This is a genomic window from Sphingomonas sp., from assembly GCF_965227385.1.
GTDB lineage: Bacteria > Pseudomonadota > Alphaproteobacteria > Sphingomonadales > Sphingomonadaceae > Sphingomonas.
The window spans coordinates 1063851-1083860 of sequence record NZ_OZ245750.1; the positions used below are offsets into that span (position 1 = coordinate 1063851).

The 20010-nt window shown below is 65.7% G+C and carries 18 protein-coding genes; 10 read left to right on the forward strand and 8 right to left on the reverse strand.

Features of this window, described 5'->3' with window-relative positions; genetic code table 11:
• Positions 1 to 72: 72 nt before the first annotated feature.
• Positions 73 to 1353, forward strand: a complete 1281-nt coding sequence (locus ACO05N_RS05195) for a spinster family MFS transporter (RefSeq protein WP_422056112.1) — start codon at positions 73 to 75, stop codon at positions 1351 to 1353.
• 134 nt (positions 1354 to 1487) lie between these two features.
• Here ACO05N_RS05195 and ACO05N_RS05200 read toward each other — a convergent pair whose 3' ends face one another.
• From ACO05N_RS05200 to ACO05N_RS05210, 3 genes are read right to left on the reverse strand one after another with little or no spacing between them, the layout of a single operon-like run.
• A complete protein-coding gene (locus tag ACO05N_RS05200) occupies positions 1488 to 2765 on the reverse strand; it encodes a dihydrolipoamide acetyltransferase family protein (protein ID WP_422056113.1) in 1278 nt (425 codons plus the stop codon).
• 5 nt (positions 2766 to 2770) lie between these two features.
• Complete coding sequence (locus ACO05N_RS05205) at positions 2771 to 3829, reverse strand: alpha-ketoacid dehydrogenase subunit beta (RefSeq protein WP_422056114.1); 1059 nt, start codon at positions 3827 to 3829, stop codon at positions 2771 to 2773.
• Positions 3826 to 5109, reverse strand: a complete 1284-nt coding sequence (locus tag ACO05N_RS05210; RefSeq protein WP_422056115.1) for a 3-methyl-2-oxobutanoate dehydrogenase (2-methylpropanoyl-transferring) subunit alpha — start codon at positions 5107 to 5109, stop codon at positions 3826 to 3828. The genes ACO05N_RS05205 and ACO05N_RS05210 overlap by 4 nt, the downstream gene beginning before the upstream one ends.
• A gap of 242 nt (positions 5110 to 5351) precedes the next feature.
• Here ACO05N_RS05210 and ACO05N_RS05215 point away from each other — a divergent pair, with 242 nt between their 5' ends.
• Positions 5352 to 6287: a ribose-phosphate pyrophosphokinase gene (locus tag ACO05N_RS05215; RefSeq protein WP_422056116.1), complete on the forward strand. Its 936-nt coding sequence runs from the start codon at positions 5352 to 5354 to the stop codon at positions 6285 to 6287.
• Between the two features lie 154 nt (positions 6288 to 6441).
• On the opposite strand, the gene ACO05N_RS05220 is transcribed toward ACO05N_RS05215, so the two are convergent.
• Together ACO05N_RS05220 and ACO05N_RS05225 are read right to left on the reverse strand one after the other, a co-directional pair.
• Entirely contained in the window at positions 6442 to 7188 is a 747-nt protein-coding gene (locus ACO05N_RS05220; RefSeq protein WP_422058709.1) for a sulfite exporter TauE/SafE family protein, read from the reverse strand.
• Positions 7185 to 7688, reverse strand: coding sequence for a sterol desaturase family protein (locus ACO05N_RS05225; RefSeq protein WP_422056117.1), 504 nt, complete (start codon positions 7686 to 7688; stop codon positions 7185 to 7187). Before ACO05N_RS05225 ends, ACO05N_RS05220 begins: the two co-directional genes overlap by 4 nt.
• Positions 7689 to 7710: 22 nt before the next feature.
• Between ACO05N_RS05225 and ACO05N_RS05230 the strand changes: the two genes are divergently transcribed.
• The 5 genes from ACO05N_RS05230 (at position 7711) to ACO05N_RS05250 (ending at position 12228) form a co-directional block, all read left to right on the forward strand.
• On the forward strand, positions 7711 to 8034 hold the full coding sequence (locus tag ACO05N_RS05230) for a hypothetical protein (protein ID WP_422056118.1): 324 nt from the start codon (positions 7711 to 7713) through the stop codon (positions 8032 to 8034).
• 129 nt (positions 8035 to 8163) lie between these two features.
• On the forward strand, positions 8164 to 9363 hold the full coding sequence (gene sucC / locus ACO05N_RS05235) for an ADP-forming succinate--CoA ligase subunit beta (RefSeq protein WP_422056119.1): 1200 nt from the start codon (positions 8164 to 8166) through the stop codon (positions 9361 to 9363).
• Between the two features lie 188 nt (positions 9364 to 9551).
• Positions 9552 to 10301 (forward strand): electron transfer flavoprotein subunit beta/FixA family protein, encoded by a 750-nt coding sequence (locus tag ACO05N_RS05240; protein ID WP_422056120.1) that lies wholly within the window; start codon positions 9552 to 9554, stop codon positions 10299 to 10301.
• Positions 10298 to 11224, forward strand: a complete 927-nt coding sequence (locus tag ACO05N_RS05245) for an electron transfer flavoprotein subunit alpha/FixB family protein (RefSeq protein ID WP_422056121.1) — start codon at positions 10298 to 10300, stop codon at positions 11222 to 11224. Before ACO05N_RS05240 ends, ACO05N_RS05245 begins: the two co-directional genes overlap by 4 nt.
• Positions 11225 to 11238: 14 nt before the next feature.
• Positions 11239 to 12228, forward strand: coding sequence for an HNH endonuclease (locus ACO05N_RS05250; RefSeq protein ID WP_422056122.1), 990 nt, complete (start codon positions 11239 to 11241; stop codon positions 12226 to 12228).
• A 160-nt stretch (positions 12229 to 12388) separates the two neighbouring features.
• On the opposite strand, the gene ACO05N_RS05255 is transcribed toward ACO05N_RS05250, so the two are convergent.
• A complete protein-coding gene (locus tag ACO05N_RS05255; protein WP_422056123.1) occupies positions 12389 to 13393 on the reverse strand; it encodes a histone deacetylase family protein in 1005 nt (334 codons plus the stop codon).
• Positions 13393 to 14628 carry a Na+/H+ antiporter NhaA gene (nhaA, locus tag ACO05N_RS05260; RefSeq protein WP_422056124.1) on the reverse strand — a complete coding sequence of 412 codons (1236 nt, stop codon included), beginning with the start codon at positions 14626 to 14628 and terminating at the stop codon, positions 13393 to 13395. Before nhaA ends, ACO05N_RS05255 begins: the two co-directional genes overlap by 1 nt.
• Before the next feature lie 76 nt (positions 14629 to 14704).
• Here nhaA and ACO05N_RS05265 point away from each other — a divergent pair, with 76 nt between their 5' ends.
• On the forward strand, positions 14705 to 16177 hold the full coding sequence (locus tag ACO05N_RS05265; protein ID WP_422056125.1) for a DUF389 domain-containing protein: 1473 nt from the start codon (positions 14705 to 14707) through the stop codon (positions 16175 to 16177).
• On the opposite strand, the gene ACO05N_RS05270 is transcribed toward ACO05N_RS05265, so the two are convergent.
• A complete protein-coding gene (locus tag ACO05N_RS05270) occupies positions 16174 to 17763 on the reverse strand; it encodes a lysine--tRNA ligase (RefSeq protein WP_422056126.1) in 1590 nt (529 codons plus the stop codon). The genes ACO05N_RS05265 and ACO05N_RS05270 overlap by 4 nt on opposite strands.
• Before the next feature lie 150 nt (positions 17764 to 17913).
• Between ACO05N_RS05270 and ACO05N_RS05275 the strand changes: the two genes are divergently transcribed.
• Positions 17914 to 18162: a FeoA family protein gene (locus ACO05N_RS05275; RefSeq protein ID WP_156442774.1), complete on the forward strand. Its 249-nt coding sequence runs from the start codon at positions 17914 to 17916 to the stop codon at positions 18160 to 18162.
• Complete coding sequence (feoB, locus tag ACO05N_RS05280; protein WP_422056127.1) at positions 18159 to 20006, forward strand: ferrous iron transporter B; 1848 nt, start codon at positions 18159 to 18161, stop codon at positions 20004 to 20006. The genes ACO05N_RS05275 and feoB overlap by 4 nt, the downstream gene beginning before the upstream one ends.
• Positions 20007 to 20010 lie beyond the last annotated feature (4 nt).

Consider the following 20010-nt stretch of genomic DNA (forward strand, 5'->3'; position numbering starts at 1 on the left):
AGTTTGCCAGACTGATCGGGCCGGGCGTCGAAAGGGGGCGTCCGGCCCATTTTTTTGAGGGAGAGGGTACGGATGAGCGCCACCAACGGGGCGGCCCCGGCTGCACAGGGCCATGGCACGCCCGGCTATCGTGCGGTCGTGCTGGCGATGCTGCTGCTGGTCTATACCTTCAACTTCCTAGACCGACAGATCCTCGGCATCCTCGCCGTGCCGATCAAGGCGGATCTGGGGCTGACCGATACCCAGCTCGGTGCACTCGGGGGCATCGCCTTCGCCTTTCTCTATTCGACGCTCGGCGTCCCTCTGGCATTGCTCGCCGACCGCACCAGCCGCACCTGGGTGGTGACGATCTCGCTGACGGTGTGGAGCGGCTTCACCGCCCTGTGCGGTCTCGCCAACAGCTTCTGGACCCTGTTCCTCTACCGGCTCGGCGTCGGCGTGGGTGAGGCGGGCGGCGTAGCCCCCTCCTATGCGATCATCGCCGACTATTTCCCCCAGCATCAGCGCGCCCGCGCGCTTGCCATCTACTCGCTCGGCATCCCCATCGGCCTCGCCTCGGGCACCTTGCTCGGCGCGTGGATCGCAAAGACCGTCGACTGGCGCTGGGCCTTCATCGTCGTTGGCCTGGCGGGCGTCATCATCGCCCCCTTCTTCCGCATGATCGTCAAGGAACCGCCGCGCCCGGTCGCGACCACCGCCGCAGCGCGCGCACCCATTGGAGAGGTGTTCGCGATCCTCGCCAAGAAGCCCAGCTTCTGGCTGATGGCGATCGGTGCCGGGTTCAGCTCGATGTGCGGCTATGGCCTCGCTTTCTGGGCGCCGACCTTCTTCGTGCGCAGCTTCGGCTTCGACCTGTCGACGACCAGCTATTTCTTCGGATCGATCCTGCTCGTCGGCGGCACGATCGGGGTGTTCATGGGCGGCGTGCTGGCCGATCGGCTGGGCCACAGCGACCGCGGTGCCTATGCCAAGCTCCCGGCGATCGCCTGGCTGATCTGCGTGCCATTGTTCGCCGGCGGGTTCCTGACCGACAATGTGACGCTGGCGTGGTTCCTGTTCCTGATCCCGAACGGCCTCAACATCCTGTGGCTCGGCCCGGTGACCACCGCGATCCAGAACCTCGTGCCCCCGCAGATGCGCGCGACCGCGAGCGCCAGCTTCCTGCTGATCAACAATCTGATCGGCTTGGGTGCCGGCTCATGGGCGATGGGCGCGATGTCGGACGCGATGACCGTGAGCTATGGCAACGAAGCGCTGCGCTATTCGGCGGTCGCGGCCCTGTCCTTCTACGTCATCGCCGCCGCGCTGATGTTCTGCGCCGTCCGCACCCTGCGCAAGGACTGGGTGGAGTAAGCGCTTTTGTTGCTTCAGCGTTGCTGAAACGGTTGCGGCACCGGCCCGCTCCCCCACCCGGCCACCCACGAGAGTAATCTGATTGGGTGGCTGGGTGGGGGAGCGGGCCGATGCCGCGTCAGCGAAGCTGACGCTCAGTCAGCAAACAACAACACCGGCGTCTCGAGCAGCTTGCGCAGCGCCTGGACATAGCTCGCCGCGTCCCAGCCATCGACGACGCGATGGTCGCAACTGATCGACAGGTTCATCAGCTTGGCGCGCACGATGTCGTCGCCGACGAAGACGGGGCGCTCGACGATCTTGTTCGGGCCGATGATCGCCACCTCGGGCCGGTTGATGACTGGGGTGGTCGCGATGCCGCCCAGTGGCCCGAGCGAGGTGATGGTGATCGTCCCGCCCTGCAGCTCTTCCGACTTGATCTTGCCGGTGCGCGCGGCTTCGGCCAGGCGGCCGATCTCGCTCGCCAGCTGCCACACATTCATGTCCTGCGCGTCGCGGATGACGGGGACGGTCAGGCCGGCATCGGTCTGAGTCGCCATTCCCATATGGACGCGGCCATGCCGCGTCACCACGCCGCCCTCATCGTCATAGCGTGCATTGAGCATCGGGAAGTCGGGAAGGGTGCGGCAGATCGCGACGATCAGGAACGGCAGCATCGTCAGCTTGGGCCGCGATCCGCGATTGGCGTTCAGGTCCGCGCGCATCGCCTCCAGCGCGGTCACGTCGATCTCGTCGACATAGGTGAAGTGCGGGATCGCGCGTTTCGCCGCCGCCATATTTTCGGCGATGCGGCGACGCATCCCGATCACCTTGACCGCCTCGTCCTCGCGCGCGCGGCTGGCGTGGGGGGCGTGATAGCCCTGCCCGCTGCCATAGCGCAGATAGGCGTCGAGATCGGCGTGGCGGATATGCTGGCCGTCATGCTTCACCTCGGCCAGGTCGACGCCCAGATCCTTGGCCCGCGCACGCACGGCGGGGGAGGCAAGGACATGACGCGCTTGCTCGGCCGGTGCGGGAGCAGGCGCGGGGACGGGAGCAGGAGCAGGTGCGGGCGCGGGAGGCGCGGTCTCTTCCACGACCTCCGGCACGCCCGGCGTCTCTGCCTCGACCTGTTCCTCGACCGCCGCGGCAACCGGAGCCGCTTCCGCCGCAGCTTCCTCCGCCACCGCCTCGTCGGTTTCCACGACCATCAGCGACGCGCCAATCGCGACCTGATCACCGACCTCACCGGCCAGCTCGACCACCACGCCCGACACCGGCGATTCCATTTCCACGGTCGCCTTGTCGGTCATCATGTCCGCGACCTGCTGATCCTCCTCGATCCGGTCACCGACCTTGACGTGCCAGGCGACGATCTCGGCCTCGGCAATGCCTTCGCCAATATCCGGAAGACGAAACGTAAAGCGCGCCATGCCGATCAGTCCTTCAGGAGTTTCTTGAGCGCCTGTCCGATACGGACCGGCCCGGGGAAATAGGCCCATTCGAGCGAATGGGGATAGGGCGTGTCAAACCCGGTAACGCGCTCGATCGGCGCCTCGAGGTGATAGAAGCACCGCTCCTGCACCAGCGCCGACAGCTCGGCGCCGAACCCGCCGGTACGCGTCGCCTCATGCACGATCATGCAGCGCCCGGTCTTCTTCACCGACTCCTCGATCGTGTCGATGTCGAGCGGCACCAGGGTGCGCAGGTCAATGATCTCGGCGTCCACGCCCATTTCCTCGACCGTCGCCTTCACCACATGCACCATCGTGCCATAGGTGAGCACGGTCAGCGCACTGCCCGGTCGCACGATCGCCGCCTTGCCCAGTTCGATCCGGTAATAGCCCTCGGGCACCGCGCCGCCGGGATGCTTCGACCAGTTTTCCGCCGGGCGATCCCAATGGCCGTTGAACGGGCCGTTATAGATGCGCTTGGGCTCGAAGAAGATGACCGGGTCATTGTCCTCGATCGACGCGATCAGCAGCCCCTTGGCGTCGTACGGGGTCGACGGGATCACCGTCTTCACGCCGGACACATGGGTAAAGATGCCCTCCGGCGACTGGCTGTGCGTCTGCCCGCCGAAAATCCCGCCACCGAACGGCGAGCGCACCGTCAGCGGTGCGGTGAACTGCCCCGCCGAACGATAGCGCAGCCGCGCCGCCTCGCTCACCAGCTGGTCGAGCGCGGGGTAGATATAATCGGCGAACTGGATCTCCGGAACCGGGCGCAGGCCGTATGCGCCCATGCCGATCGCCACGCCGATGATGCCGCATTCGGTGATCGGCGTGTCGAACACGCGGGTCTTGCCGAACTTCTCCTGCAGACCCGCCGTCGCGCGGAACACGCCGCCGAAATAGCCGACGTCCTCGCCCATCACGATCACGTTCGGATCGCGTTCCATCATCACCGCCATGGCGGAATTGATCGCCTGGATCATGTTCATGCGCGCGGTGTCGCCGGTTTCGCCGGTCGCGGCGGTGTCGATCACGTCGCTCATGCCCTCCTCGCCCATGGCCGGCCGCTCGCCTCTTCCTCGTCGATCATCTGCTGGCGCTGCTCGCGCAGATGCCACGGCATCTCCTCGAACACCCCGTCGAACAGCGAATCGAGCGGCTGGTGCAGGCCATGGCCCAGGATGCCGTTCTTCTCGGCTTCCTTCTGCGATGCCTTGACCAGTTCGGCGACCTCGCGGTCCTGCGCCGCGTGGCGCTCCTCGTCCCATTCGCCGATCGCGATCAGATGCGCCTTCAGCCGCGCGACCGGGTCGCCCAGCGGCCATGCGCCCGGCTCGCCCGCGCTACGATATTGCGTCGGATCGTCGGAGGTCGAATGACCCTCGGCGCGATAGGTGAAATGCTCGATCAGGGTTGGCCCTTGGTTGGTCCGCGCGCGCTCCGCCGCCCATTGAGTCGCCGCATAGACCGCCAGCGCATCGTTGCCGTCGACCCGCAGACCCGCCATGCCATAGCCGATCGCGCGCGCGGCAAAGGTCGTCGACTCGGCCCCCGCAAAGCCCGAAAAGCTCGAAATCGCCCATTGGTTGTTGACGACGTTGAGGATGACCGGCGCCTTGTAGACCGTGGCAAAGGTCATCGCCGAGTGGAAGTCGCCCTCCGCCGTCGATCCCTCGCCGCACCAGGTCGCGGCGATCCGCGTGTCGCCCTTGGCCGCGCTCGCCATTGCCCAGCCCACGGCCTGTGGATATTGCGTGGCGAGGTTGCCGGAGATCGAGAAGAACCCGTCGTCCTTCGACGAATACATGATCGGCAGCTGCTTGCCCTGCAGATTGTCGCCGCTGTTCGAATAGATTTGGTTCATCATCTGAACCAGGCTGTAGCCGCGCGCGATCAGGATGCCCTGCTGGCGATAGCTCGGGAAGCACATGTCGTCGCGGCTCAGCGCATGGGTGGCCGCGATCGCCACCGCCTCTTCGCCGGTGCACTTCATGTAGAAACTGGTCTTGCCCTGCCGCTGCGCGCGGAACATGCGCTCGTCGAATGCGCGCACCAGCGCCATGTCGCGCAGCATCGTGCGCAGCGTGTCGGGATCGAGCCGCGGGTCCCACGGGCCGACCGCGCGGCCCTCATCGTCGAGCACGCGGATCAGCGTGTAGGACAGGTCGTGGAAGCTCGCCGGATCGGCGGCGGTATCGGGGCGGGGCTGGGCACCGGCGGGCGGTACCTCCACCGCGGCGAAATCGACCGCATCGCCCGGCCGGAACTTGGGCTCCGGCACATGCAGGCTCAGCGGGGGCAGGTTGCGCGGGACGTCCGCCATGCACTCTCCAGCAGCTAAAGGCCGTCCGGGTCGCCCTGCGGCGCGCGGACATTTATTTCAGCGCCCGATTATATTGTTTCAACACATCTGTCGAGATGGGACAGCAATGCTGTCCTGACTCCCCTGTACCTGCGCGGGACGCCGTCGCGTGGGCACGCTACCCTAAACGCCCCCTTTTCGCGAGCGATCCACGCTCCTAAGGGGAGACAATTCGATGACATTCGCTTGGGAGCGACGCGCGTATGAAACTGATGGCTGGCAACTCGAACCTGCCGCTTGCCCAGGCGATCGCCTCATACCTCGAAATTCCGCTGACGCAGGCGAATGTGCGCCGCTTCGCGGATGAGGAAATCTTCGTCGAAATCCTCGAAAATGTCCGTGGCGAGGACGTGTTCGTGCTCCAGTCGACCGCCTATCCGGCGAACGACAACCTCATGGAATTGCTGATCATGATCGATGCGCTGCGCCGCGCATCGGCCAAGCGGATCACCGCCGTCCTCCCCTATTTCGGCTATGCCCGTCAGGACCGAAAGCCCGGCCCGCGCACACCGATCTCGGCTAAGCTCGTCGCAAACCTGATCACCACCGCTGGCGCCAACCGCGTCCTCTCGGTCGACCTCCACGCCGGGCAGATCCAGGGCTTTTTCGACATCCCGACCGACAATCTCTTCGCCGCCCCGGTGATGAGCGAGGATATCAAGGCGCGCTTCTCCGACAAGAATCTGATGGTGGTCTCGCCCGACGTCGGCGGCGTGGTCCGCGCCCGCGCGCTGGCCAAGCGGCTCGATAACGCCCCGCTCGCGATCGTCGACAAGCGCCGTGAAAAGGCCGGCGAATCGGAGGTGATGAACATCATCGGCGAGGTCGAGGGCCGCTTCTGCGTGCTGATCGACGATATCGTCGATTCGGCCGGCACGTTGTGCAACGCCGCTGCCGCGCTCAAGGCCGCGGGGGCCGAGGACGTTGTCGCTTATTGTACTCACGGCGTCCTCTCGGGCGGCGCCGTCGCGCGCGTCGACGGCTCGGCGCTGCGGGAGCTGGTCATCACCGATTCGATCGGCAACCACAGTGTCGTCGATCAGTCGCAGCGCGTCCGCCACCTGACCATCGCGCCGCTGCTGGCAGAGGCGATTCGCCGCATCGCGGATGAAAGCTCGGTGTCGAGCCTGTTTGACTGATCCAATTCCTCACCCAGCTCGCTGACGGAGGGGCGCCACTCCAAGTGGCGGAATTTTGCCGAGCTGTTCACGGCTGTCTTCGCAGCCGCCCCTCCACCACCGCCTGCGGCGGCGGTCCCCCATCCCCTGAGATAAGCTCAGGGGAGGAATGAGATCATCCCGCCGCCTTCGCCACCAGCACCACGCCCACGCCGATCATCAGCCAGTAGATCGCGGTATAGAATCGCTCCGGCGACACGCGCCGCACCAGCCACACCCCGGCAAAAGTCGACGCGATCGCCACTGGCATCAGCACCGCGCTGGTCCCCAGATTCTCGCCCGTGAACTGCCCCAGTGCCAGATAGGCGGGCACCTTGATCCAGTTCACTGCGCCGAAGAACACGGCGGTGGTGCCGACCAGATAGGCGGGCGCCAGCTGGCGCGGCATCACCCATAGCTGCCAGGGTGGTGCCCCGGCATGGGCGATCTGGCTGGTAAAGCCCGATGCGATCCCGAAGAGCGACCCGACCCAGCCGGGCGAGGTCGACGCCGCCCCCGCGCCCAGCCGGTCCTTCCACAGCCGGTGCGCACCGAACAGGACCGAGATTACCCCGACCATCGCGAGCACGACATCCGCCGACACGCTCGCCGCAAACCAGTAGCCCAGTGCAATGCCGACGATCGCTCCCGCCAGCGTCCACCCCAGCACGAAATAATCGACCGTTCGCCGGAACGCCCAGATGCCGACCACGTCCTGCACGATCAGGATCGGCAACAGGATCGCCGCAGCGCGCACCGGATCGATGACAAATGCAATCACCGGCAGCGACAGCGAACCCGCACCGGCAAACCCGCCCTTGGACAGCCCCAGCAGCGCGACCGCTGGAACCGCGATCGCGTAAAAGACGGGGTCGAGGATCAGAAGCGGCCTACCGGCTCACGCACCCCGGCATTGCCGCGCGCCTTGAGCTGCGCCTTCAGCTTTTCGGGCGGCGGGGCGTAGAGGAACCCGAAGCTGACGGTGCCATGCTTGGTCTCGACCACATGGTGCAGCCGGTGCGCCTGGATGATCCGCTTCATATACTCCGACTTGGGGATGTAGCGGGTGTTCAATCGCTTGTGCACGATGATGTCGTGGAACCCGAAATAGATGGCGCCATAGGCCGCGATCCCCGCGCCGATCCACGCATAGCCCTGCCACCACCCCAGATGCACCCCGCCCAGCAGCAGCACGAACGACGGCACCGCAAAGATCACGGCATAGAGGTCGTTCAGCTCCCAGTTTCCGGTACGCGGCTCATGGTGGCTTTTGTGCAGGAACCAGCCCGGGCCGTGCATCAGCCAGCGATGCGCGACATAGGCAAACCCCTCCATCAGGGCGACGGTGAGCAGGAACAGCGCGATGCCGATTGCGGGACTCATGCGGGCGATATAGCGACGGACCATGATCGATGCGAGACGCGTGATTCCCCTGATTGCGGCGCTGACCGCAGTTTCTGCCTGCGCGGTACCCGAAGCGCGGCTGCGCACCGGCCTCACCAACGCTGGCCTGCCCAAGCCGCTCGCCGCGTGCATGGCCGAACGCATGGTCGATCGCCTGAGCCTCGCCCAACTGATGCGCATCGCCGACCTGCCCAGGGCGCGCGAAGCCGAGTCGCTGGACCGCTTCTTGCGCCGCGTCCGCGCGCTCGGCGATCCCGAAATCCTTGCAGTTGCGACCAGCTCGGGCGGACTATGCGCCACCGGTCTCGCGAAAGAGGTGCGCTAACCCGCTCGTTTCGCAGGCGGCGCAGCGCTTATTGCAACTGCGCCGCAATGCCGAAGTCAAGACATTTGATTCCGCCGCGCCCCTGTGCTTAAGCGGCGCGAATTTTGCTGCAACGCAAAGGGCGATCCCATGAATATCCATGAATATCAGGCCAAGGAACTGCTGGCGAAGTACGGCGCGCCGATCGCGGCCGGTCACGCTGCCTTCACTGTCGAAGAGGCGGTCGAAGCCGCCAAGAAGCTCCCCGGACCGCTCTATGTCGTGAAGTCGCAGATCCACGCCGGCGGCCGCGGCAAGGGCAAGTTCAAGGAACTCGCCCCCGAAGCGAAGGGCGGCGTCCGCCTCGCCTTCAGCCTCGACGAGGTCGAGGCGCATGCGAAGGACATGCTGGGCAACACGCTGGTGACGATCCAGACGGGCGACGCGGGCAAGCAGGTCAACCGCCTCTACGTCACCGACGGCGCCGACATCGCCAAGGAATTCTACCTCGCGCTGCTCGTCGATCGCGCGACCAGCCGCATCGCCTTCGTCGTCTCGACCGAAGGCGGCATGGACATCGAGGAAGTCGCTCACTCGACCCCTGAGAAGATCCACAGCTTCTCGGTCGATCCCGCGACCGGCTTCATGCCCCACCACGGCCGCACCGTCGCCGCCGCGCTCGGCCTGACCGGCGACCAGGCAAAGCAGGCGGCCAAGGTCGCATCCTCGCTCTACGCCGCCTTCCTCGCCACCGACGCCGAGCAGATCGAGGTCAACCCGCTCGCGCTGACCGAGCAGGGCAACCTCCTCGTGCTCGACGCCAAGGTCGGCTTCGACGGCAACGCCATGTTCCGTCACAAGGACCTGATGGAACTGCGCGACACCACCGAAGAGGACCCGATGGAGCTCGAGGCGTCGAAGTACGACCTCGCCTATATCAAGCTCGACGGCGACATCGGCTGCATGGTCAACGGCGCGGGCCTCGCCATGGCGACGATGGACATCATCAAGCTGAACGGCATGTTCCCGGCAAACTTCCTCGACGTCGGCGGCGGCGCGAACAAGGAAAAGGTGACGGCCGCGTTCAAGATCATCCTCGCCGATCCGGCGGTGAAGGGCATCCTCGTCAACATCTTTGGCGGGATCATGAAGTGCGACATCATCGCCGAGGGCATCGTCGCCGCGGCGAAGGAAGTGAACCTGTCGGTCCCGCTGGTCGTCCGCCTCGAAGGCACCAATGTCGAGCAGGGCAAGGAAATCCTCGCCAACTCGGGTCTTGCCATCGTTCCGGCCAACGATCTGGGCGACGCGGCGAAGAAGATTGTGGCGGAGGTCCAGACGGCTGCTTGATCGCGGCCCCTTGAACGCCCATTGAAAGGGGGTCTGGCGCGTCATCCGCGTCGGACCCCTTTTTCGTTTGCGCAATGACGCTACGGCAATCGTATGATTCCATACCGGACTTGCGAAAACGGCAAAAACCCTTCTAGGGACAAACGGACTCGAACCTTTAAAACGACGCGATTGGAGCGGAGGACGCGATGAAAGTGCTGGTGCCGGTCAAGCGTGTGCTTGACTATAACGTAAAGCCCCGCGTGAAGGCGGACGGGACGGGCGTGGATCTCGCCAACGTCAAGATGAGCATGAACCCGTTCGACGAGATCGCGGTCGAGGAAGCGATTCGCCTGAAGGAAATGGGCGCGGCGACCGAGATCGTCGTGGTCTCGATCGGCGAGCAGAAGGCGCAGGAAACGCTGCGCACCGCGTTGGCGATGGGTGCCGATCGCGCGATCCTGATCACCGCTGAAGGCCCGGTCGAGCCGCTCGGCGTCGCCAAGCTGCTGGCCAAGGTGGCCGAGGAAGAACAGCCCGGCCTGATCATCCTGGGCAAGCAGGCGATCGACGACGACAATAACCAGACCGGCCAGATGCTCGGCGCGCTGCTCGGCTGGGGCCAGGGCACCTTCGCCAGCAAGGTCGAAGTGTCGGGCGACAAAGTCGACGTGACCCGTGAAGTCGATGGTGGCCTCGAAACCGTGAAGCTCAATATCCCGGCGATCGTCACCACCGATCTTCGCCTGAACGAGCCGCGCTACGCCTCGCTGCCCAACATCATGAAGGCAAAGAGCAAGCCGCTCGCCGCCAAAACCCCGGCCGATTACGGCGTCGACGTGACGCCGCGCCTGTCGGTGGTCAAGGTCGAAGAGCCGGCCAAGCGCACTGCGGGCGTCAAGGTTGCGGATGTGGATGAGCTTGTCGGCAAGCTCAAGGCACTGGGAGTTGTGGCATGAGCGTTCTGGTCTGGGTCGAACATGACAATGCGTCGGTGAAGGACGCAACGCTCGCCGCCGTCACCGCCGCGGGCAAGCTGGGCGACGTCGTCGCTCTGGTCGCCGGCTCGGGCGCGCAGGCTGCCGCCGACGCCGCGGCAAAGATCGCGGGCGTCAGCAAGGTGCTGCTCGCCGACGACGCGGCCTATGCCAATGCGCTCGCCGAGAACGTCGCGCCGCTCGTGGCTGACCTGATGTCGGGCTATGACGCCTTCGTCGCGCCCGCCACCACCACCGGCAAGAACATCGCGCCGCGCGTCGCCGCGCTGCTCGACGTGATGCAGATCAGCGAAGTGATCGGGATCGAGGGCGATCAGTTCACCCGCCCGATCTATGCCGGCAACGCGATCGCCACCGTCACCTCGTCGGACGCGAAGAAGGTGCTCACCGTGCGCGGCACCGCCTTCGACAAGGCGGCGACCGAGGGCGGCAGCGCGTCGGTCGAAACCGTTTCGGGCACGGGCGACAAGGGGCTGTCGAGCTTCGTCGGCGCGGAAATCGCCAAGAGCGAGCGCCCCGAGCTTACCAGCGCCAAGATCATCGTCTCGGGTGGCCGCGCGCTCGGCTCGGGCGAACAGTTCCACGCGCTGATCGATCCGCTCGCCGATAAATTGGGTGCGGCCGTCGGCGCCAGCCGCGCCGCGGTCGATGCGGGTTACGCCCCCAACGACTATCAGGTCGGCCAGACCGGCAAGATCGTCGCCCCCGAAGTCTATGTCGCGGTCGGCATCTCCGGCGCGATCCAACACCTCGCGGGGATGAAGGACTCCAAGACGATCATCGCGATCAACAAGGATGAAGACGCCCCGATCTTCCAGGTCGCCGACATCGGCCTGGTCGGCGACCTGTTCAAGGTCGTGCCGGAGCTGACCGAGAAGCTGTAAGCGGATCGGACGGAATGCAGGAAGGCGCCGCCGGCCGAAAGGTCGGCGGCGCCTTTCGTTTGAATCTTCTCGATTTTGTCGCCACTCTGCCGATGGAGGCAGGCATGGCGAACGGCGTATTCATCCATCGCGAGGACTCGCGCTACAAGGATACGCCGGCCCACCGATATCATTTCCCGAAACAGTATCTGGGTCGCGCGCAGCAATGTGTCGGGGACTGGATCGTCTATTACGAGCCGGTCAAGGTTCGGAATAGCAAGGGTTACTGGGCAATGGCTCGTGTCGATCGGATCGAACCAGACGCTGATAGTGCCGGTATGTATTACGCGATCATCGACACATCGTCGTTTATTGAGTTCGGCACGAACATTCCCTTTACGACCCATGGTGTGCCGATCGAACAGGGCCTGCTGAATGACGCCGGGGCGATATCCGGGCGGGCCCAAGCTGCGGTGCGACCGCTAAGCCGGCAGGACTTCATCCGTATCGCCAACGCCGGGCTCGACGCCACAGATGATGATCTCCTCCCCCGCGACGATGCCCTGCCCAGCGATCAGCGCGTGCGTGAAGAGACAATGCCGTTCGACTTCGGTGAGCGAGATAGGGTTGCGATCCTGACATCTCGCATCTCTCGCGACAGGGCATTTCGAAAGAAAGTGCTGACGGCCTATGGAGAGCGGTGCGCGCTCACCGGGCTCAAGCTGATCAACGGTGGCGGTCGCGCAGAGGTTCAAGCGGCGCACATCCAGCCGGTGGAGCGCAACGGCCCTGACATTGTGACCAATGGCCTTGCTCTCTCCGGCACCGTGCATTGGATGTTTGACAGGGGTCTGATTTCACTCGCCGACGACCTGACAATTCTCGTGTCGCGGCACGTCAATGATCGCCACAGCATCGAGGGTCTTCTAAACCGAAGCGGACGCGCCACCGCGCCACAGGTCGTTTCCGAGCAGCCTCATCCGCAATTTCTTAAGTGGCACCGCGACCACTGCTTCAAGCAGTAGAAACAAGTAAGCCCCGTCGCATCGCTGCGGCGGGGCTCCCTGAACGATCCGTTCCACATGGGTTCGGGTCGTCTAAATGCTCTTTCTCTCGATCAAGCAGGGTAACAACGTCCCCGCATCGCATTTGGTTCCATGCCCGCGAAAAAAATTCCCGCCCCCTTCAAAACCGGCTGAAAAAGCTCGCAACATTCGCCCCCAGCGCGTCGATCGCATAGCCGCCCTCCATGACCACCGCAGTCGGCAGCCCGGCGGCAGCGATATCGCGCCCCAGCACCGCATAGTCCGCCGTCTCCAGCGCGAATTGCGAAATCGGATCGCCGACGAACGTGTCCGCCCCGAAACTGACCATCAGAAACTCCGCGCCGGACGCCGCAATCGCCGCCAGCGCCCGGTCCTGCGCCGCCCGGAACGCATCGATCTTCGTACCGCGCGGGAGCGGCAGGTTCAGCGTCGCGCCTTCGCCCGCGCCCTCGCCGACCTCGTCAGCATGGCCCCAGTAAAAGGGGAAGTCCGTCGCCGGATCGGCATGGATCGAGGCGAAGAACACGTCGCCGCGCTCCCAAAAGATATCCTGCGTCCCGTTGCCGTGGTGATAGTCGATGTCGAGGATCGCGACCCGCTCTACCCCCGCATCGCGCGCCGCCTGCGCCGCCACCGCGACATGGTTGAGGTAGCAATATCCGCCCATATAGTCGGCCCCGGCATGATGCCCGGGCGGTCGCGACAGCGCGAACGCCGCCCGCGCGCCCGCCAGCACAGCGTGCGTCGCCGCCAGCGCGCATTGCGTGCTGCGATAGGCGGCGTCCCAGCTCTGCGGCGTCAGCGGCGTGACCACGTCGATGCTGTACTGGCCGACCAGCGCATCGATCCGGTCGAGCTTCAGCCCCGGCCGCCGCCGTGTCGGCCAGACATAGCCCATGACATCGCCCGGCCGCCCCGCCTCGGCCCAGCGCGTCGGGGCGGTCTTGAGGAACTCGACGTACCCCGCGTCATGCACCGCGCGGATGGGTGCCTCGCCGCGATCCTGCGGCAGCTCGGTCGCGCCCAGCGTTGCGGCAATCGCCGCCGCGCGCGCGGGCGTTTCGGCATAGGGCACGAACGCGCCATTATGCAGCTCGCGCGCCGGGGCATGCGCCAGCTGCCCCGGATCGTAGAAGCAGCGCATCAACCGACCAGATCGGCGTCGCCCTTGCCGCCTTCACTCCAGCGTGGCGCAAGCCGCAGGATGGTATAGCCGATCACCGCCGACAGGATCGACCCGGTCAGCACGCCGATCTTGACCTCATCGACCAGCAACTCATTGCCGGGGAAGGCCAGCCCGCCGATGAACAGGCTCATCGTAAAGCCGATGCCGCACAGCATCGCCACGGCATAGAGCTGCAGCCAGGTCGCCCCGCCCGGCGGCGCGGCAAAGCGCAGCTTTGCGGACAGCCAGATGCTCCCGAAAATGCCGAATTGCTTGCCGATGAACAGGCCCGCCGCAATGCCCAGCGGCAGCGGTTCGAGCAGGATGGCGGGTGACATGCCGGCCAGGCTGACGCCGGCATTGGCAAAGCCGAACACCGGCACGATCAGATAGGCGACCCAGGGGGCGAGCGCATGCTCCAGCTTGTGCAGCGGCGATTCGGCGTCGTCGCACGCGCCCGGGCTGGTGGTGATCGGCACCATCATCGCGGTCAGCACGCCCGCAATCGTCGCGTGCACGCCCGACATGAACACGAAATACCAAAGCGCCGCGCCCAGCAGCAGGTATGGCCACAGCCGCTTCACCCCGCTGCGGTTCAGCACATACATCGTTGCCATCACCAGCGCGCCGAGCGCGAGGTAGAGCGTCGACAGCTCGGCGGTATAGGCGATCGCGATGATCGCGACCGCGCCCATGTCATCGACGATCGCCACAGTGGTCAGGAACAGCTTGAGCGAGGCCGGCGCGCGGCTGCCGAGCAGCGCCAGTACGCCGATGGCAAAGGCGATGTCGGTCGCCGCCGGAATTGCCCAGCCATTGACCAGCGGGCCATCCCATCCGGTGATGAACAGATAGACCAAAGCCGGCCCCACCATGCCCGCCGCCGCCGCGACGATCGGCAACCGCCGATGCTCCCAGGTAGCGAGCTGCCCGTCGATGAACTCGCGCTTGATCTCCAGCCCCACGAACAGAAAGAAGATCGCCATCAGCGCATCGTTGATCCACAGATGCACGCTCATCGACCCGTATTTCGGGCTGATCACCGGCCCGGTGTCGAGGTGCAGCAGGTGGAAATAGGCCTCCGAAATACCGGGCAGATTTGCGACGAGCATCGCCAGCGCTGCGGCCGCCATCAGGATGATGCCGCCCGCGGCCTCGCTCTGCAAAAATCGGCGCAGCACCGATCGTCCTGCCTGGTCGTTCCGTGCGGCCATGCGTTGCTCCTGTGATTGCGGTTCGCCACCTGCCTAACCGCTGGCGGCACTGCGGCAAACCCCTTAGAGGCGCGATATGAGCATCGCATTGTTGAAGCCCGATAATCCGGTCGTCGCCTGGTGGCGGACGCGGGTGATCGCCACGGTCGATCATGTCGATGTCGTCGAAAAGGTGCGTGAAGACGCCGGCTTCACCGGCCGCTATGCCTTCATGACATTGATGTCGGCGGGCATCGCGGTACTCGGCCTGCTGCTTTCTTCGCCAGCGGTCGTCATCGGCGCGATGCTGATTTCGCCGCTGATGGGGCCGATCATCGGCCTTGGCTTCGGCCTCGCCACCTTCGACTGGAACGAGATCCGCACCGCTGCCATCGCGCTCGCGCTCGGCATCGTCATCGCGGTGCTGTTCACGGCATTGCTGGTGCTGGTCTCGCCGATCCAGAATGTGACGACCGAAATTGCAGCGCGGACCCGCCCCAATCTGTTCGATCTGATGATCGCGCTCTTCTCCGCGCTCGCCGGGGCCTATGCGATGATCCGGGGCAGGGCGGGGACGGTGGTCGGCGTCGCCATCGCCACCGCGTTGATGCCGCCGCTCGCCGTTGTCGGCTTCGGCCTCGCAACCTGGAACTGGACGGTGTTCGCCGGATCGCTGCTGCTGTTCCTTACCAATCTCATCACCATCGCGGTGGCCGCCGCCGTGGTCGCGCGCCTCTATGGCTTCGGCTCGCACCTCTCGCCCCAGCACACGATGCTGCAGACGATCGTCGTCACCGTCGCGCTTGCTGCCTTCGCGATTCCGCTGGGTCTGGTCCTCGTCCAGCTCGGCTGGGAAGCCAACGCCTCGCGCCAGATCCGCGAAGTGATCAGCAGCGAGTTTGAGGGCGCCGCGCGCCTGAGCCAGGTCGAGATCGATTACGAGGCGCAGCCCGTCCGCGTCACCGCCACCGTGCTGACACCCCAATTGCGTGCCGAGGCGGAAGCCCGCGCTACCGCCGTGCTGCGCGAACTGGTCGGCCGCCCGGTTGCGGTCGAGCTCGAACAGATCCGCGTCGGCACCGGCGCCCAGGCGGAAGCGGCGCAGGTCGCGGCCGCGCAAGCCTCCAGCGCCAGTGCCGCCAACCGCCTCGCCGCGCGCGCGCAGGAACAGCTCGCGCTGATCGCCGGGGTCAAGCCCGACGCGGTGATGCTCGACCGCGACAATCGCCGCGCAGTGGTCAACGCCGCCCCGCTGCCCGGCGCCAACCTCGCCGCCTATCGCGCGCTCGAAACCCGCGTCGCCGCAGGAGTTCAGGGCTGGACCGTCACGCTGATCCCGCCGGTGGCCGCCCTCCCCGACATCGCGGTAGCGGACGACAAGCCGGACGCCGAACCGCTCGCCACCGCGATCTGGGCGGCACAGCGGATCAAGCTCCCGCTCGGCGTGTCGGGCAATCGCGCGCAGACCGTGGTCGACGCCCTCACGCAAGCCGGCGTGGACGCCCGCGTCACCGGCAACGGCAGCGGCACCGCCCGCCTGCGCTGGCTGGCGCCGGAGGAGGCGAATTAAACCTTCGCCAGCGCCTCGGCGATCAGCTTGCGGCTATTCTCCACGCCATACAGCGCGATGAAGCTGCCCATACGCGGCCCCTGCGACGATCCCAGCAGCGTCCCGTACAGCGCCTTGAACCAGTCGCGCAGCGCTTCCTTGCCGAAATGCGCCTTGCCGATCTCATAGACGATGTTCTGCAGATCCTCGGCCGAGGCATCCGCCCCAGCAGCGGCGAGCTGCGCGTCGAGATCCTGCAGCGCCGCGACCTCGACCCCCTCGGGGGCGCGCCGCACCGGCTTCTCCGCCACATCGCGAACATAGGCAATCGCATAACCGATCAGCGCATCCAGCGCGGGCCAGTTCGCCGCCGTCGCATTGGGCACATAATTGCCCAGATAGCCCCACACCTGCTCGACCGTCGGCTCGCGCAGCACCCCGACCAGGTTGAGCAGCAGCCCGAACGTCACCGGCAGCGTCTCGGCCGGCGGCGGGCCGTTATGGATATGATGCACCGGATTGCCCAGCCGCTGCTCGACCGGCTGGTCGGCATAGGCGGCGCGGAACTGCCAGTAATCGTCCACCGCGCGCGGGATCAGCCCCAGATGCAGCGCCTTGGCCTTTTTCGGCTCGCGATAGATGTAGAAGGCGAGCGACTCGTCGGGGCCGTACGTCAGCCACTGCTCGATCGACAGTCCATTGCCCTTGGTCTTCGAAATCTTCTCGCCCTTGGCGTCGAGGAACAGCTCGTAATTGAATCCCTCGGGCGGCCGCCCGCCCAACACGCGCGCGATCTTGCCCGATTGCGTCACCGAATCGATCAGGTCCTTGCCCGCCATCTCGTAATCGACGCCCAGCGCGACCCAGCGCATCGCCCAGTCGGCCTTCCACTGCAGCTTCGACTTGCCGCCAAAGATGGTCTGCTCGATCCGCTCGCCCCCCTTGCCATCGCTGCTGTCGGTGAACGCGATCATCCCCGTCTCGGGATCCAGCACCTCGATCGGCACCTGCAGCACGATGCCCGTCTTGGGGCTGATCGGCAGCACCGGCGAATAGGTCGCCTGCCGCTCCGCGCGCAGCGTCGGCAGCATCACGTCCATGATGCCCTGATAGTTGCGCAGGACGAGCCGCAGCGCGTCGTCGAACTTGCCCGACCCGTAATAGTCGGTGGACGACGCGAACTCATAGTCGAACCCGAACCGATCGAGAAACTCCCGCAGCATCGCATTATTATGCGCCGCGAAGCTTTCGAACTTGCCGAACGGGTCGGGCACCTTGGTCAGCGGATGGCCGATATAGTGCGCCAGCATCTCGCCATTCGGCACATTGTCCGGCACCTTGCGCAGGCCATCCATATCGTCGCTGAACGCGATCAGCCGCGTCGGCTGATCCGACAGTGTCTCGAACGCGCGCCGTACCATCGTCGTGCGCAGCACTTCGTTGAACGTCCCGATATGCGGCAGCCCCGACGGGCCATAGCCGGTCTCGAACAACACCGGCGCACCGCCCGGCTTCCCGTCGGGATAGCGCTTGAGCAGCTTGCGCGCCTCTTCATAAGGCCATGCCTTTGAGGTGAGGGCGGCGTCACGGAGAGCGGTGTCGGTCATCACTGTCTATCTATCTGGATAAGTTGCGCATCAGCGGGTGCGCGAAGGCGGCCTGTTTTGCAACCTCGCAGTATCCACGCCGTGGGCGGCAAGGTGATAGAGTCGCATTCCGCTGGCATTTCCCCGTCGCTCTTGATAATCGCTCGCAACATGACCGACTCCCTCGCGCGTGCGCCGCGCAACCTCCCTGCTACCGTCGCCACGATCGACTGGTCCGCGCTAGCCCCGCACGAAGTGCGCCGCCTGCGCGAATTCGGGCTGGATGAAGGGGTCGAGGTCGAACTGATCCGCCCGGTGGGCTGGTTCGGCGGTCCCGCCGCGGTGCGCATCGGCCGCATGACCGTCGCGCTGCGCCGTCACATCGTCCAGGCGATCCATCTCAAGGCACCCGCCGCATGAACGCCCAACCGCTCGTCGCCCTGGTCGGCAACCCCAATGCCGGCAAGACCGCCCTGTTCAACGCGCTCACCGGCGCGCGGCAAAAGGTCGGCAATTATCCCGGCGTGACAGTCGAGCGCCATTCGGGCCGCCTCGCGCTCAACGATGGCCGCCCGGTCGAGCTGGTCGACCTGCCCGGTACCTACAGCCTCGATCCGTCCAGCCCCGACGAAGCCGTCACCCGCGACGTCGTGCTCGGAAAGCAGGAAGGCGAACGCCTCCCCGACGCGCTGATCGTCGTCGCCGACGCCTCGAACCTCGAAAACCATCTGCGCTTCGTGCTTCAGCTGCGTCAGCTCGGTCGCCCGATGGTGGTCGCGCTCAACATGATCGACATGGCAACGCGCGACGGCCTGACGATCGACGCCGATGCGCTGTCCGCCGAACTCGGCGTGCCGGTCGTCAACACCGTCGCGGTGCGCAAGCGCGGGCTCGACGACCTGCGCGTCGCACTCGATGGCGTGCTCCGGGCAAGCCGACCCGCCGCTCCCGCGACGCCCGAATCCGATATCACTTACTTCCAGCGCGACGCCCGCCGCATCGCCGCGCTCGCCATCACCGATCAACCGCGCAGCCGCGCCTTCACCCGCGCGGTCGATAATGTCGTGCTCCATCCCGTCGCGGGCTGGCTGATCCTGATCGCTTTGTTCTTCGTGATGTTCCAGGCGGTGTACAGCTGGTCCGAAGCCCCGATCGGCTGGATCGAGGGGACTCAGGAATGGCTCGGCGCCCACGCGCAGGAGAATCTGCCCAGCGGCTTTATCGGCGACCTGATCGTTCAGGGGATCATCGCCGGCGTCGGATCGGTGGTGGTGTTCCTGCCCCAGATCCTGATCCTGTTCTTTTTCATCCTGCTGCTCGAAGCGACCGGCTACATGGTCCGCGCGGCCTTCCTGATGGATCGCCTGATGTCGCTGGTCGGCCTGTCGGGCCGCGCTTTCATCCCGTTGCTCTCGTCCTTCGCCTGCGCAATCCCCGGCATCATGGCCGCGCGCTCGATCGACGATCCGAAAGAGCGGCTGACCACGATCCTGATCGCGCCGCTGATGACCTGCTCGGCGCGACTCCCGGTCTATATGCTGATCATCGGCGCGTTCATCCCCGCGCGTGACGTCGCTCCCGGCATCGGGCTGCAGGGGCTGGTGCTGTTCGGCCTCTATGTCCTCGGCATCGTCGGCGCGATCCTCGCCGCCTTCGTGCTGCGCATGACCGCGACGCGCGGCAAGAGCGGCGGCTTCATGATGGAAATGCCGCGCTATCAGCTCCCCTCGCTCCGCGACCTGCTGATCGGCTTGTGGCAGCGCGCCTATGTCTTCCTGCGCCGCGCGGGCACCATCATCCTCGGCGTCACCGTCGCGCTATGGCTGCTCGCCTCCTATCCCGTCGCGCCGGAGGGGGTAAAGCAGAGCGAATATTCGGTCGCCGGCCGCATCGCATCGGGCCTCGAAGTCGTCCTCGCCCCGATCGGCTTCAACCACGAAATGAGCCTCGCGGTGATCCCCGCCATGGCCGCACGCGAAGTGGCGGTCTCCGCGCTCCAGACCGTCTACGCCATCGACGCCCCGGACGAGGAAACCGGCGCAGCGGCGCTTGGCGAGAAACTGGCACAGGGCTGGCCCCTCCCCACGGCACTCGCCTTCCTCGCCTGGTTCGTCTTCGCCCCGCAATGCCTCTCGACCATCGCCGTCGCGCGGCGTGAGACCAACGGCTGGAAATGGCCGATCGTGATGATCGTCTATCTGTTCGCGGCAGCGTACGTGGCGGCGGGGCTGACCTATTGGACGGCGACGGCGCTGGGGCTTTAGCGGG

Bases quoted from the DNA above. Each gene is read 5' to 3' on its own strand.
- ACO05N_RS05195 (WP_422056112.1), top strand. From the start codon at position 73: ATGAGCGCCACCAACGGGGCGGCCCCGGCTGCACAGGGCCATGGCACG.
- ACO05N_RS05200 (WP_422056113.1), bottom strand. From the start codon at position 2,765: ATGGCGCGCTTTACGTTTCGTCTTCCGGATATTGGCGAAGGCATTGCC.
- ACO05N_RS05205 (WP_422056114.1), bottom strand. From the start codon at position 3,829: ATGAGCGACGTGATCGACACCGCCGCGACCGGCGAAACCGGCGACACC.
- ACO05N_RS05210 (WP_422056115.1), bottom strand. From the start codon at position 5,109: ATGGCGGACGTCCCGCGCAACCTGCCCCCGCTGAGCCTGCATGTGCCG.
- ACO05N_RS05215 (WP_422056116.1), top strand. From the start codon at position 5,352: ATGAAACTGATGGCTGGCAACTCGAACCTGCCGCTTGCCCAGGCGATC.
- ACO05N_RS05225 (WP_422056117.1), bottom strand. From the start codon at position 7,688: ATGAGTCCCGCAATCGGCATCGCGCTGTTCCTGCTCACCGTCGCCCTG.
- ACO05N_RS05230 (WP_422056118.1), top strand. From the start codon at position 7,711: ATGATCGATGCGAGACGCGTGATTCCCCTGATTGCGGCGCTGACCGCA.
- sucC (WP_422056119.1), top strand. From the start codon at position 8,164: ATGAATATCCATGAATATCAGGCCAAGGAACTGCTGGCGAAGTACGGC.
- ACO05N_RS05240 (WP_422056120.1), top strand. From the start codon at position 9,552: ATGAAAGTGCTGGTGCCGGTCAAGCGTGTGCTTGACTATAACGTAAAG.
- ACO05N_RS05245 (WP_422056121.1), top strand. From the start codon at position 10,298: ATGAGCGTTCTGGTCTGGGTCGAACATGACAATGCGTCGGTGAAGGAC.
- ACO05N_RS05250 (WP_422056122.1), top strand. From the start codon at position 11,239: ATGCAGGAAGGCGCCGCCGGCCGAAAGGTCGGCGGCGCCTTTCGTTTG.
- ACO05N_RS05255 (WP_422056123.1), bottom strand. From the start codon at position 13,393: ATGCGCTGCTTCTACGATCCGGGGCAGCTGGCGCATGCCCCGGCGCGC.
- nhaA (WP_422056124.1), bottom strand. From the start codon at position 14,628: ATGGCCGCACGGAACGACCAGGCAGGACGATCGGTGCTGCGCCGATTT.
- ACO05N_RS05265 (WP_422056125.1), top strand. From the start codon at position 14,705: ATGAGCATCGCATTGTTGAAGCCCGATAATCCGGTCGTCGCCTGGTGG.
- ACO05N_RS05270 (WP_422056126.1), bottom strand. From the start codon at position 17,763: ATGACCGACACCGCTCTCCGTGACGCCGCCCTCACCTCAAAGGCATGG.
- ACO05N_RS05275 (WP_156442774.1), top strand. From the start codon at position 17,914: ATGACCGACTCCCTCGCGCGTGCGCCGCGCAACCTCCCTGCTACCGTC.
- feoB (WP_422056127.1), top strand. From the start codon at position 18,159: ATGAACGCCCAACCGCTCGTCGCCCTGGTCGGCAACCCCAATGCCGGC.